The organism is Mycobacterium sp. pR1184, from assembly GCF_041287235.1.
Lineage (GTDB): Bacteria > Actinomycetota > Actinomycetes > Mycobacteriales > Mycobacteriaceae > Mycobacterium.
Genome location: NZ_JBGGKR010000020.1, coordinates 92,129 through 104,820, shown reverse-complemented (window position 1 = coordinate 104,820; position 12,692 = coordinate 92,129). Strand labels below are relative to the sequence as shown.

At 64.0% G+C, this 12,692-nt stretch carries 10 protein-coding genes; 3 read left to right on the top strand and 7 right to left on the bottom strand.

Annotated elements, in window-relative coordinates; genetic code table 11:
* The 6 genes from ACAG21_RS26905 to ACAG21_RS26880 all read right to left on the bottom strand — a co-directional run.
* Nucleotides 1-1,246, bottom strand: a 1,246-nt coding sequence (locus ACAG21_RS26905; protein ID WP_370499300.1) for an ATP-binding protein, incomplete at its 3' end; no start/stop codon positions are given.
* Between the two features lie 12 nt (nt 1,247-1,258).
* A complete protein-coding gene (locus tag ACAG21_RS26900) occupies nt 1,259-2,611 on the bottom strand; it encodes an arylsulfatase (RefSeq protein ID WP_370499299.1) in 1,353 nt (450 codons plus the stop codon).
* 56 nt (nt 2,612-2,667) lie between these two features.
* The gene (locus ACAG21_RS26895) at nt 2,668-3,471 is read right to left on the bottom strand and encodes a GntR family transcriptional regulator (RefSeq protein ID WP_370499298.1); all 804 of its coding nucleotides are present in this window, start codon (nt 3,469-3,471) and stop codon (nt 2,668-2,670) included.
* A 135-nt stretch (nt 3,472-3,606) separates the two neighbouring features.
* The gene (locus ACAG21_RS26890) at nt 3,607-4,485 is read right to left on the bottom strand and encodes a formylglycine-generating enzyme family protein (RefSeq protein WP_370499297.1); all 879 of its coding nucleotides are present in this window, start codon (nt 4,483-4,485) and stop codon (nt 3,607-3,609) included.
* An 82-nt stretch (nt 4,486-4,567) separates the two neighbouring features.
* Nucleotides 4,568-5,560, bottom strand: coding sequence for a glycoside hydrolase family 6 protein (locus ACAG21_RS26885; protein ID WP_370499296.1), 993 nt, complete (start codon nt 5,558-5,560; stop codon nt 4,568-4,570).
* An 80-nt stretch (nt 5,561-5,640) separates the two neighbouring features.
* Nucleotides 5,641-7,011 carry an amidase gene (locus ACAG21_RS26880; RefSeq protein ID WP_370499305.1) on the bottom strand — a complete coding sequence of 457 codons (1,371 nt, stop codon included), beginning with the start codon at nt 7,009-7,011 and terminating at the stop codon, nt 5,641-5,643.
* A 444-nt stretch (nt 7,012-7,455) separates the two neighbouring features.
* Here ACAG21_RS26880 and ACAG21_RS26875 point away from each other — a divergent pair, with 444 nt between their 5' ends.
* From ACAG21_RS26875 to ACAG21_RS26865, 3 genes are read left to right on the top strand one after another with little or no spacing between them, the layout of a single operon-like run.
* Nucleotides 7,456-8,613, top strand: coding sequence for a patatin-like phospholipase family protein (locus tag ACAG21_RS26875; protein WP_370499295.1), 1,158 nt, complete (start codon nt 7,456-7,458; stop codon nt 8,611-8,613).
* A complete protein-coding gene (locus tag ACAG21_RS26870) occupies nt 8,610-10,541 on the top strand; it encodes a S8 family peptidase (RefSeq protein ID WP_370499294.1) in 1,932 nt (643 codons plus the stop codon). Before ACAG21_RS26875 ends, ACAG21_RS26870 begins: the two co-directional genes overlap by 4 nt.
* Nucleotides 10,542-10,552: 11 nt before the next feature.
* Nucleotides 10,553-11,824, top strand: coding sequence for a hypothetical protein (locus tag ACAG21_RS26865; RefSeq protein WP_370499293.1), 1,272 nt, complete (start codon nt 10,553-10,555; stop codon nt 11,822-11,824).
* A gap of 8 nt (nt 11,825-11,832) precedes the next feature.
* Here ACAG21_RS26865 and ACAG21_RS26860 read toward each other — a convergent pair whose 3' ends face one another.
* Complete coding sequence (locus ACAG21_RS26860) at nt 11,833-12,687, bottom strand: acyl-CoA thioesterase (RefSeq protein WP_370499292.1); 855 nt, start codon at nt 12,685-12,687, stop codon at nt 11,833-11,835.
* Between the last annotated feature and the right edge of the window lie 5 nt (nt 12,688-12,692).

Sequence of the window (12,692 nt, the reverse complement as noted above, 5' to 3'; positions counted from 1 at the left end):
CCAACTTACCCGGCAACCCACCCAGATCAGTAGCACTCTTACGACGCACCAACTCACGCGCCTTACGCGCCGCAATACGCGCCCGGGCCGATGACGCGGTCTTGGCGACGACGACCTTGGCTTCGGCAGGGTTTGCCTCGAACCAGTAGGTCAGTTTCTCGTGGCACAACTTCTGCACGTAGGAACGAACTTCGGCGTTGCCCAGGCGAGTCTTGGTCTGGCCCTCGAACTGCGGCTCGGCGAGTTTGACCGAGATCACCGCGGCCAGGCCCTCACGGATGTCATCCCCGGTGAGATTGGCGTCTTTTTCCTTCAGCAGCTTCTTGTCTTTGGCGTACTTGTTCACCACCGACGTCAACGCACTACGGAAACCCTCCTCATGCGTGCCGCCCTCATGAGTGTTGATCGTATTGGCAAAGGTATGCACCGACTCGGAGTAACCCTCGTTCCACTGCATCGCCACCTCCACTTGACGCCCCGGTTCTCCTCCGGACAATTCGATGACGCTCTGCTGGATCGGGCTCTTGGTGCGATTGATGTGCTTGACGAAATCGACCAGACCGCCCGGGTAGTGAAACCTACGCGTCTGTGCTGAATCGGTCTCGATCGCACTGGACCGTTGATCCGTCAACGTCAGCACCAGACCCTTGTTGAGAAAGGCCATCTCTTGTAGTCGTCGTGCCACCGTTTCCGCGCTGTAGAGCGTGGTCTCGAAAATGTCGGGGTCGGCCCAGAACCGCACCGTGGTGCCGGTCTGTGCGGTCTGCGCACCACGGGTCAAGACGCCCGGAACGGAATGGTCGTAGTACTGCGACCATTGATAACCGTCGCGGCAGATCTCGACCTCGAGCCGAGTGGACAGCGCGTTGACGACGGAAACCCCGACACCGTGCAGTCCACCGGAAACGCTGTAGGAATCCGAGTCGAACTTGCCGCCCGCGTGCAATTGGGTCATGACCACGTCGACGGTTGGGATTCCGGTCGCGTGCATCTCGACCGGAATCCCACGCCCGTCGTCGGTCACCTCGACACCGCCGTCGGGTAGCAGCGTGACCTCGACACGCCGGGCATGGCCCGCCATGGCTTCGTCGACACCGTTGTCGACGACCTCCCAGATCAGGTGGTGCAGGCCTCGTTCGCCGGTGGAACCGATGTACATGCCCGGCCGCTTGCGAACGACATCGAGGCCCTCCAGGATCGTAATCGATTCCGCACCATAGTCTTTCGGAACGCCCTTGCCGGCCATCCGTCGACTCGCCTAGTCGTTGCGGGCGGGGACGAAGTCGATCGGTGCGCCCGCGGGAATCAGCTGCTCGGTCTGCGCGCTCTCCTCGAAGTTACGGATGAGACGGCGGGCGTGCTGCATGACCCACCACCGGACGAAGGTTTGGTTGACCGCCTCGCGTTCCTTGGGGTCTTCGAGAAGATTGATAATGCGGGCGAAACCGAGCGGGATCTCGGGATCGTGGAAATGCTGTTGACGTTTGAAGCTGATCTTGAACTGGGACCATTTGACCGCGTGGAGCTCTTCGTTGAGCCACACCATGCAACCTTCTCGGCCGGATTCCTCAGCGCCGCCGAAGAATTCGCGTTGATCAATACCATCTATGATGCGGTCGTCGGGGATCTCGCATCCAGCCCAGCGCAACAGCGTCGGGAACATGTCGGTGACGTGCACCATCTCGTTGCTCTCCCGGACGGCGACGTTGTCCGGCCAGCGGATCAGGCACGGGGTGCGGATGCCGCCCTCGGCGGAGCTGAAGTACGAGCCATCGAAGAAACCAGCGGTACCCCGACCCAGCAGATGATCTTCCGGGCCGTTGTCTCCGGCGAAGACGACGATGGTGTCGTCCGCGATGCCCAACTCCGTCAACGTATCAAGGATGCTGCCGAAGTCGTGGTCAAGCATCAACAACGAGTCGCCCCATTCGCCGTTGCTGCTCTTGCCCTTGAACTCCTCGCGCACCACCATCGGAAAGTGCATCAACGAGTGGTTGTGATACAGGTAGAAGGGCTTACCGGCCTCGACGCTGCGCTTCATGAAAGCCTTTGCCCGCCGGTCGTATTCGGCGTCGACCTCACCCTTGAGTTTGACGGTCAACTGCTGATCGGTCGCGCGCACACCGTCCTGCTTGGTGCCGTCATACATGTAGGAGTAGCCGTCGCGATCACCGTCGTACCAAGGGTCATCCGGCCACAGGCACTCGTCGTAGGTGCGCGCCGGTCCGTACCATTCGTCGAATCCGTGGTCGGTGGGCCAGCGGCCGTCTTCGGCGCCGATGTGCCATTTGCCGTAGCAGGCCGTGGCATACCCGGCCTCGGACAAGATGTCACCCATGGTGCGCTCCCAGGCCACGATCCCGCCGTCATTGCCGCCCAGGGCGATGGTGTGATTGCCCGAGCGGATCGGGTAGCGGCCCGTCATCAGCGCTGATCGCGTCGGGGTGCATTGGGGTTCGACGACGAAGTGCGACAGTTTCAGCGCTTCGGCGGCGAAGGCGTCGATGCGGGCGGTATCGGCGCCGCGCAACATCCCGCCGCCGTAGCAACCGAGCTCGCCGAGACCGAGATTGTCGACGTGGAAATAAACGATGTTGGGTTGTTTGGGCATGGCTGTGCTACCTCTCAATCGGGGAAAGCGTTGTCGTGGTGAGGAACTGACGCTGACTACGGTGGCGGCGGTGCGTCCTCTCGCGCGGCGGTGGTGACCAGCGAGCATCTGTCACCCCGATAGCGCACGGTCTCCAAGTCGAACGGCGTGCCGTCTCGCAGATGGGTTAGGCGATGCAGCAGCAGCAGGGGTGCCCCGGTGCGGATCTGCAGGAGTTTTGCGGTATTGGCGTCCGCCGCAACAGATTCGACAGTGATCTCGGCCCAACCGAGACGCACCCCCAGTTCCTGCTCGATGAGCGCAAAGACATCTTGCTTGTCGAGGTTGGCGTCCACCGGGATGGCCCCGACCCGAAGTGAGGTGGTATCCAGTGACAACGGCAGACCGCCGACGGAACGGAGTCGCTCGATGAACAGTATCGGAGCGTTTTCCGGCAACTGAAGTTTGGCTGCCACAAACGGGGTGGCGCTGGCTTCGCGCACCGAGAGCACCTCGTTGTCCACCGGAAGCCGGTGCCCGGCCAGCGATTCCGCCAAGCCTTCCAGGCGGTCGAGGTGCTGGCGCAGTTTTGCGCCGGTAACGAATGTGCCCGAGCCCTGCACCCGGGTGATCAGCCCTTCGCCGCGCAGCAGTTCCAGAGCTTCACGGATGGCGTTGCGGCTGACCCCGAGTTCGGCGGCCAGTTCGGACTCCGACGGCAATGGCGGTCGCGCAGCAGCCAATCCGCCGTAGACGCCTTCGAGGATCTGACTGCGCAACACGTCGCGGACCCAGCGTGCGGCGTCGGCGCGCGTGCCGGCGTACTCCCGGGTGACAGGACGGGGAAAGTCCTTGGGAGGAACGTGCGGGCGCCGTGGCATGAGCTCACTGTGCCACCAAACGCGAGGGCGGCGGTTAGCGGAATGTTACGCCACTTGTCGCCGCGTTAAGCCCTAGGCCAGGTCATATGAGCTGGCGTTAGCGACATTGTTTCGCCACCGATCGGGCCCGGGGTGTCAGCCGGCGATACAGCGGAATCCGATGTGGGTGGTCGCGCTGTCCTGTGATTGCGACGAGCGCGCCGCCGGGCGGTAGCGGTGGCAGTATTCGGGCGCGCACAAATGCGAGCCACCCTTGAGCGTCTGCATGACCGATGGATCACCGGTCGCGGGCGTCGGACAGCAGCTTGGTGACGCGTTCTCCGGATCGTGGCCCGCGCTGTAGCGGGTCGTGGTCCATTCCCAGACGTTGCCGATCATGTCGACCAGACCAAAAGCGTTGGGCGCGAACGTTCCCACCGGGGAGGTGCCCACCCAGCCTCGGGCGCCGTGGTTGAGGTAGGGAAATCGGCCCTGCCAGGTGTTTGCCATGAGTTGACCGCCGGGGGCGACGTCGTCACCCCATGCGTAGGTCGACACGGCACCGGCCCGGGCGGCGTACTCCCACTGCGCTTCGCTGGGTAGCCGCCGTCCCGCCCAGGTTGCATACGCTGCGGCGTCGGGGTAGGCCACCTGCACCACGGGGTGGTCGAGTCGATCGTCGATCGTCGATCCCGGTCCGAACGGCTCTCGCCAGCAAGCACCGGGCATCCATGTCCACCATTGCCGCCAGGCACGCAGATCGACCGGTCCCGAGGTTGGTGTGAAGACGAGCGCGCCCGCGACCAACTCCTCGGGCGGCACGCCCGGGAAAGCAGCCGGGTCCAAGGCGCGCTCGGCGATAGTGAGATAGCCTGTCGCCGTTACGAATTCGATAAATTGCGCATTGGTGACCGGATGACGCTCGATCGAAAACGGCCCGACTCTCACGTTGTGCGCGGGCGCCTCCTCTGGGTAGAAGTCGTTGGACCCCATCAGGAAGTCGCCGCCGGGAAGGGCAATCAACTCGGTGAGCATGACGCCAGGCTATGCGGTCCGCCGTCCGTCCGACGGATGCCGCGATCTCGGTGTCCCCTGGCGGGGGTGAACCCAGGCCCGGCTACATGCCTGCCTTGCTGGCCATATCGATGGCGTACTGGTTCACGAAGGTGCCCGCCGGCGGATCGCCCTTGCCGCACGATCCGTCGGATTCACCGGGTCGCTTGATCCACAAGTAGGCGTCGGCATGCGCGCCCGCCGTTGAGGCGGTAGGCGCAACGCCGAGCGCCCGACCACTGGGGTTGCACCAGTTGAGCTCGGAGTCGGGGGCGGGGCCGGCACCGTTGCGTGACGTGTCGATCACGTAGTGTGAACCATTTGTGAGCCCCGAAATCGCCTCGCCGTAACCGATTTCGTCTTCGGTGGTGAAGAAGTTCGCGGTGTTGACGCTGAAGCCCCGGGCGTGGCCGACACCGGCCTGGTTGAGTCGGGCGGCCATGTCCTCGGCGCTGTGCCAGCGCAGGTGACCCGCATCGACGTAGACGGCCGCGTTCGGGTCCCGGGTGAGCGTGTCGACGGCGTAGCGGATCAAGTCGAAACGTTCCTGGCGTGCGTCACCCGATAGGCAGTCGGCCATCGCGAGCGCATCGGGTTCGACGACGACGGCTACCCGCGAGGCGCCGATGCCGGAAGCGATGCCGTCGATCCAGCCGCGATAGTCGGCGCCTGACCCGAGACCGCCCGCGGCGAAGCTGCCACAGTCGCGGTGCGGAATCCCATAGATCGACAAAACGGGGATGGCGCCGGCAGCATTCGCGTCGCCGACGTACTTCCCGACCGTGCCCGCCGATCCACCCGGCACGATCCAGTACGCCTGCGGTGTGTTGGCGACGGCGGTCAACTGGGGACTCGGCGGGTTCGCGGCCTGCGCCGCGCGCATGGCCGCCGAGGTGGGGTTGACATAGAACGGCGCACCGGCCAATGGGTTCGCGTCACTGGCCAAACGCACCGGCGGAGCGTACCGGGGACCGGCGGGCATACCCATGCCGGCAACGACCGCGACGGTCAGGACGGGGGCAATCCACCGCGCAAACGCGCCAGCAGCTGAGGACATCACCCAGAGAAATTAGCGCTTCGCGGTATGGAGCGCGAAGCCGGGTGATCTGCCCCACGGCTTGACTCGCACATGCAGGTCTACCAGTCCCACGTCTGGCGTTCGATCTCCGCGGCGGCGCGGAACAGCAACGCCTCGTCGAACTCCCGACCGACGAATTGCAGCGCCACCGGAAGCTCCTGAGCGCCACGGCCACACGACACCGAGATCGACGGCAGGCCCGCGTAGCTGAAAGGGATCGTGTATCGGCGCCCTCGGTCGAATGCATCGGTCTTTGTGTCTAGGCGCGGTGCCACCGTGGGCATTGTCGGTGTCACGAGAAGGTCGACCTCGTCGAGCGTGGAGCGCATGGGTGCCGCGTCGGAGAAGCGGCGCGCAACCGCCGCGTCGTAATCGGCCCGGGTTAGCTTCGCTGCAGCTGCCATGTCAGCACGCACGGCGGGCCCGAAGATGCTCTTGTCGGGGGCCTCGCCGTAGATGTCGCGCATCGCTTGCGCAAACTCCCAACGCAGGATCGTGAACGCGGCGGTGAAGTCGAGCATCGTCGCAAGGTTCTCGATCTTCACGGTCATGACGCGTGCGCCGAGGCGTTCGAGCACCGGCAGGATTCGGCGCACAGCCGCATCCACGTCGGGGTCGAGGCCGGCCAGGCTGAAGTTTTCGATTAGGCCGATACGTAGGCCTGCGATGCCCCGGTCAAGGCCGGCCAGGTAGTCGGTCTTCAAAGCGCGCCGCGAGTACGGATCGCGCGGGTCGTAGCCCGCCATGGCGGTGAGCATCACCGCGGTGTCGTGAACCGTGCGTCCCAGCGGGCCCGCGACGTCGAGCAACGGCGCGCGAGGAAATGCGCCGTACAGGCTGACGAGCCCATGGGTCGGCCGGATGCCGACGACACCGTTCCACGCCGCGGGCACTCGTACCGAGCCACCGGTATCGCTACCGACGCCGGCCGCCACGATGCCCGCTGCAACCGCGGCGCCTGTTCCACTCGACGATCCGCCCGCCGACCGGTCCGGACGCAGCGGGTTGTGTATGTCGCCGTAGTAGACGTTCTTGCCGTCGATACCCGCGGCGAACTCGTTGAGGTTGGTCTTGCCAATGCTGACCGCACCCGCTTGGGTCAGTTTGGCGACCACGGCCGCATCCTCGGTGGGCACGCGGTCGGCGAACACATGCGAACCGACCGACGTGAGCACACCCGCGGTGGAGTAAAGGTCCTTGATCACAATGGGGATACCGTGCAACGGGCCGCGGTCGGCGCCACGAGCAAGCTCCGCGTCAAGGCGCGCCGCCAGGTCCAGTGCTTGCCCGGCGGTGACGGTGATGAACGCATTGAGCCGCGGCTGCAGCTTCGCCGCGGCATCCAGCGCGGTGCGCGTCAACTGCACCGACGTCACCCGACCCGCGCGGAGCATCGCACCGGCCTCCGCGATCGTCCGCGGGGGACGCATCGGCACAGCGGCGGGAGTACTGGGGAGTTCTGTCACAAGGGCTGTCGCTGCGACCGTTCCTGCCGCCGCCAAACCTGCCGTCAGCAGGCGTCTGCGAGACATGCTTGCGTGGATCGCCATACGGCTCCTCGGGTGGCGGGCACCGTCACTTCATCGCCGATACCGGCCTTGAACACTGGAAGGCGCATCGCGTCGGTGTCCCTCGATCGATACCGATTACGTTCGGCACGTTGCCAATCGGATATTTCCCGGGTGTCACGCCCATATGACGGCAGCAAGCGACCAGACGCGTTGTCAATTGGAACTCAAATAGCCCTGTTGTGTTGGTGAAGTGCCCACAAGTCGAGTAGCCGACTACTCGTGCGCCGGTTCGGTGATCCGCCATAGCGTCATCAGCATCGCCACGAACTACACCAATTTCTGGAAAGTGCGGCCACCGTGGACATGACGAGCACCCCATTGGACGAATTGATCACTCCGGTCCGGCAGGACGACGGAAATCGGCAACCGGAAAAGGGCCTGGCGCTTTGCCTCTCGGGCGGCGGTTACCGGGCGATGGTCTTCCACGTCGGCGTGCTGTGGCGGCTCAACGAGGTCGGCCTGCTGCCGAAGCTCGACCGCATCTCCAGCGTCTCGGGCGGTTCCATCACCGCCGGCGTTCTGGCGAAGAACTGGGAGCAGCTGGCCTGGGACAGCAAGCAGGTCGCCGGCAACTTCGGCGAACAGTTCGTCAAGCCCGTGCGAAAGATGAGTGCAACCGCGGTCGACGTTAAAGCGGTGCTCGAAGGCATGCTGCCGTTCGGTGATTCCGCCGCGGGCCGCGTCGCGGCAGCCTATCGCAAGCACCTCTTCGGTGACACCAGCCTGCAGCAGCTACCCGACAAGCCACGGTTCATCTTCAATTCGACCAACCTGGAGTCCGGGGTGCTGCTGCGGTTCAGCAAGCCCTATCTCGCCGACTACCGCGTCGGCCGGATCATGAATCCCGACGTACCGCTGGCGGTCGCGGTCGCCGCGTCGTCGGCGTTTCCGCCCGTGTTGTCGCCGTGCACGCTGCACCTCAAGGGCCAGACCTGGATCGACGAACAAGGCAACACCCTGACCGAACCCGGCTTCCGTGACGAGATCAAGCTGACCGACGGCGGCGTATACGACAACCTCGGTTTGGAGACTGCGTGGAAGCGATACACGTCGATCATCGTCAGTGACGCCGGCGGCGAAGTCGCCGCTGACGACGATCCCCCGACGGATCCGCTCCGACAGACGGCTCGCGTACTCGACCTCATCCACAATCAAGCCCTTGCGATGCGCAAGCGGCAGGTGATCGGCTCGTTCAAATCCGGCCTGCGACAAGGCATGTACATCGGCATCCGCAGTCAGGTCGCGAAATACGGCGGGGCGGTGCTGCCGGCCAACCCCGATCGCACCCGCGCACTCGCCGAGGTGAAGACGCGGCTTGCGCCGCTGTCCGACGCCGACCAAGAACGACTTATCAACTGGGGCTACATCATCTGCGATGCCGGCCTGCGGACGCACATGTCCGGTGACCTCGTCGATCCCGAGACGACCGAACTGCCCTATCCGAACGAGGCGTTGACATGAACGGGGAAAACTCGATCTCTCGAAAGTTGGTCGATTACATCCTGGTTGGCGCCGGCTCGAGCCGACGATACCTGCAGGGCTCACCGATCTTGGGTGACGTGTGGACCGCGTACGTGCAAGACCTGAGCAAGCCGGTCGACCTGCTGATCACGTCCTACAAGGGCAGCTCGTCCAATGCCCTGGCCGCTGAAATCTTCAACCGCCTGCAAGGAATCCGTCGCGGTGTCGCTCATGACGACGACGCGAGGGTCGCGCCGGTGCAGAACTATGTGGCCGCCCGGTTGTACTTCGACGAAGTGATCCGGGTGTTGATCCCGATGACGAAGTGGTGGCTCGATCCCAAGACCCGCAACGAAATCGACGCGTGGATGAGTTCGGATCAGTCCGACGGCGAATGCGGATCCGACAAGATCGCTCAGACGGTCGCCGATGTGCGGGTGCTGGTCGACGCATGGAACAAGGGTCCCCAGAACCTCGACGAATTGTTCAAGGATCCCGCGGTCGGGATTCGCAGTCGGCGCACCGCGTTTGAGCGCTTCGTCGCGTTATGCGCGCTGGTATCGATGGTGCAGCGGCCCCCCGAGGAGACGGACCGCGAGCCGATGGCGCAAGCCACGTTGACCAAAGTCCAGAAGAGAAAGCAGGGCCTGTTGGTCGACACCAGCAACGACGACTTGCGCGAGCTCGTGGTCGGCCTGATCTCCACGGAGATGTCCCCGGCAGATGACGCAAAGGTCTGGCAGATTTCGCGCAACCGTCCGGCTTCCACGGCGATCATGAAGTCGGTGCCCGCCGTGAAGGCTGATGCTGCCCGCCGGTTGTTCGAACTCGACTGCAGCGGAATCAACTGGGCGGTGGTCGATTCCGGGATCGATACGCATCACAGCGCGTTTGGTAAGCACCCGGTCCGCAAGACATACGACTTCACCTACTATCGCGAGGTCGTCAACCTCAGCAATGTCGACGACGTCGTTCGCAAATGCAATCTCAAGGCGATCGAGATCGCGCGGAAGAACAGCCCGCTTCCGTCGAACGCGGACCGCAAGCTGAAACAGATCGCCAAGGCCGCATGCGAGGGACAGCCGATGCGGTATGACCTCATTGCGGAGTTCCTGAAACTCGGCGATGACGACACACCGCCACCACCGCCGACCAGCGAACACGGCACTCATGTCGCCGGCATCATCGCGGCCGCGGTCGACGAAGCCGGCGGAAATCTCGTCACCGGTATGTGCCCGGGTATCGGTCTCTACGACTTGCGCATCATCGGATCCGACAAAGAGGACACCGAGCTGGCGGTGATTGCGGCGTTACAGTTTGTCCGGCACACCAATGAATTGGCGGGCGAACTGCAGATCCAGGGTGTGAACATGAGCCTGTCGATCGAGCACGACGTACGCAATTACGCGTGCGGGGCGACCCCGGTCTGCATGGAGGCCGAACGACTCATCGACAGCGGTGTGGTCGTCGTCGCGGCAGCCGGTAACTTCGGCTACCAGAACATCATGGTCAACGACCAGCCGTTCAACAACTACCTCGCCTTCAGCATCACCGACCCTGGCAATGCCGAGCGCGTCATCACGGTCGGATCCACCCACCACTACAAACCTTTCACCTACGGCGTGAGCTACTTCTCCAGCCGCGGGCCCACCGGTGACGGACGACCGAAGCCAGACCTCGTCGCTCCCGGCGAGCGCATCTATTCCCCGGTGCTGGAAAATGATTGGGGCTATCTAGACGGCACCAGCATGGCCGCACCTCACGTCAGCGGCGCCGCGGCGCTACTGATGGCACGCTATCCAGAACTCGTCGGACGTCCCGACAAGATCAAGAAGATCCTCTGTGAGACCGCCACCGATCTCGGACGAGAGCGCACCTTTCAGGGTCACGGCTTACTCGACGTCCTTCGTGCATTACAGAGTCAATAAGGTGAATTCAGATGGCCAACAACGTTTTCAGTCTCGAAATTCTGCCCGCCAAGAAGGGCGACTGCCTACTGCTTCGGTACGGGCCGAAGGCGAACAAGAAGCAGAAGCTGGCGCTGATCGACGGTGGCCCCAGCGGCGTCTACACCAACCACCTCGAGCCGCGTCTGAAGCAGTTGCGCGACGAAAAGGGCGTGCCGGCCGGCGAGCCGATGCCGCTGGACTGGGTGATGCTCAGCCATGTGGACGATGACCACGCCAACGGACTGGTGCGGCTGACGGAGGAGCTCAGGGCGCTGCCGGTCAACAGGTTCGTCAAGCCACGGCGGTTGTTCCACAACACATTTGACAAGATCATCGGCAATGACGCCGCCGAGCTGAAGAAGGCCACCTCGAACGGGTACGGAACTGCATCGCTGACCGGGGACATCCCGGTCGACTTGGTGCCCGACGACGCGAAGGTCGACGCCGACACCTTCAACGACGCGCTGATGGTGCTCGCGGGCATCGAGCAGGGCATCGACCTGGCCGGCAACGCTGAGGTGCTGCAGATACAGGTAAACGATGGCGAGGGCGGGTTGATCGTCGCCAAGGATGGCGGCAAGGCGATCGACATGGGCGACGGCCTGACCTTGAACGTCATCGGGCCGATGCTGCCCGAAGTCGAGGCGCTACAAGAAGCACACCGAAAGTGGTTGGAGGAGCAGCAAAAGCACCCGAAGCCGCCGGCTGCCGCGCTGGCGGCCTACGTCGACAAGTCGGTGCCCAATCTTTCCAGCATTGTGGTGCTCGCCGAGTTCGGCGGGAAGACGATCCTGTTCACCGGCGATGCCCGCGGCGACAAGATCCTCGAGGGAATGAAACTCGTCGGACTGGGCGACGGCTTGCACGTCGATGTGTTGAAGGGCCAGCACCACGGCAGCGATAACAATTACACACAAGAATATTTCGAGAACGTCACCGCCGATCGCTATGTGTTCTCCGGCAACGGACAACACGGAAACCCCGAGCGCGAAACGCTGGACATGCTGCGCAAGGCACGGCCGGGCGAGGACTACGAGATCTACCTGACCTACGAGATCGCCGACATCGACGCGCTCCGGCAAGCGGACTGGGAAATCAAGCAGCAACGGGCCAGCCGAACCCGTAATCCCCTGCCCGATTGGTCACCTGCCAGGCAGGGTCTCGTGGCGTTCTTCGAGAAGTATCCCGACATGGCGGCCAAGGTCGTGCCGCTGGGGGGCGATGTACCCCGGCACCGCATCGATCTGTTGGGCACGCCGTAAGCGGCCGGTCACGCGGCTCGGCCAAAGTACAGCTCTTGGGTTGCGACGCAGACCAATTGGCCCCGGCGGTTGTACATTGTCGACGTCGTCAGCCCCCGTCCCGCGACACCGCTGGTCGACACCTGATCCGAGAGGACCCAGTCAGCCAGGTCGACCGGCCGGTGAAACCACAGTGCATGGTCGATGAGAGCGTTGAAGGTACTGACCGGCGTGGCCCGCCGCATGACGAGTGCCGGCTCGACCATCGTCGTTCCGGAAAGGTAGGTCAGCAGGCAGCTGTGCAGCACCTCGTCGTCGGGCACAGATCCGTTGGCGCGCCACCACATTCGCAGTCGTGGCGACGGCTCGGCCAAGTCGATGGCAAGACGCGGCGGGGGGTCGACGTAGCGCAGCTCGAAGGGCCGAGGCGCGACCCAATGACCGTCCAGTTCGTCCGCATGGGCCGCCAACTGCTGCTGCATCGACGCCAGCGATTCGGGGTCGGCGACGTCGGGCAACGGCTGCTGGTAGTCGAGCGACTCGAATGGCACGTTGAAGGACGCGAGCGCTTCGAGCAGGATCTGGCCATCCTGGCGGGCCGTGATCTTGCGGGTGGACAGCGTGCCGCCGTCACGTGCGACGTCGACGTGCAGTTCGACCGGGTTGCGGGCATCGCCGGCTCGCACGTAGTAGACATGCACGCTGTGCGCCGCACGGCCCGGCGCAGTGCGACTCGCCGCCATCAGCGCCTGGGCGGCGATGTGGCCCCCCACGATGTGATGGTCCGGGTTGTCCAGCTGGGTGGCGACGAAGTGGTGGTCGTCAACGCGTTCAACGTTGAGCGTGTCGATGACATCGGCAAGGGTGGGCCAGTCGTAACTCACTCGGG

Excerpts from the sequence above, each read along its gene's own strand:
- ACAG21_RS26885 (WP_370499296.1), bottom strand. The coding sequence starts at position 5,560 with ATGTCCTCAGCTGCTGGCGCGTTTGCGCGGTGGATTGCCCCCGTCCTG.
- ACAG21_RS26890 (WP_370499297.1), bottom strand. The coding sequence starts at position 4,485 with ATGCTCACCGAGTTGATTGCCCTTCCCGGCGGCGACTTCCTGATGGGG.
- ACAG21_RS26875 (WP_370499295.1), top strand. The coding sequence starts at position 7,456 with ATGACGAGCACCCCATTGGACGAATTGATCACTCCGGTCCGGCAGGAC.
- ACAG21_RS26895 (WP_370499298.1), bottom strand. The coding sequence starts at position 3,471 with ATGCCACGGCGCCCGCACGTTCCTCCCAAGGACTTTCCCCGTCCTGTC.
- ACAG21_RS26870 (WP_370499294.1), top strand. The coding sequence starts at position 8,610 with ATGAACGGGGAAAACTCGATCTCTCGAAAGTTGGTCGATTACATCCTG.
- ACAG21_RS26900 (WP_370499299.1), bottom strand. The coding sequence starts at position 2,611 with ATGCCCAAACAACCCAACATCGTTTATTTCCACGTCGACAATCTCGGT.
- ACAG21_RS26880 (WP_370499305.1), bottom strand. The coding sequence starts at position 7,011 with ATGCGTCCCCCGCGGACGATCGCGGAGGCCGGTGCGATGCTCCGCGCG.
- ACAG21_RS26865 (WP_370499293.1), top strand. The coding sequence starts at position 10,553 with ATGGCCAACAACGTTTTCAGTCTCGAAATTCTGCCCGCCAAGAAGGGC.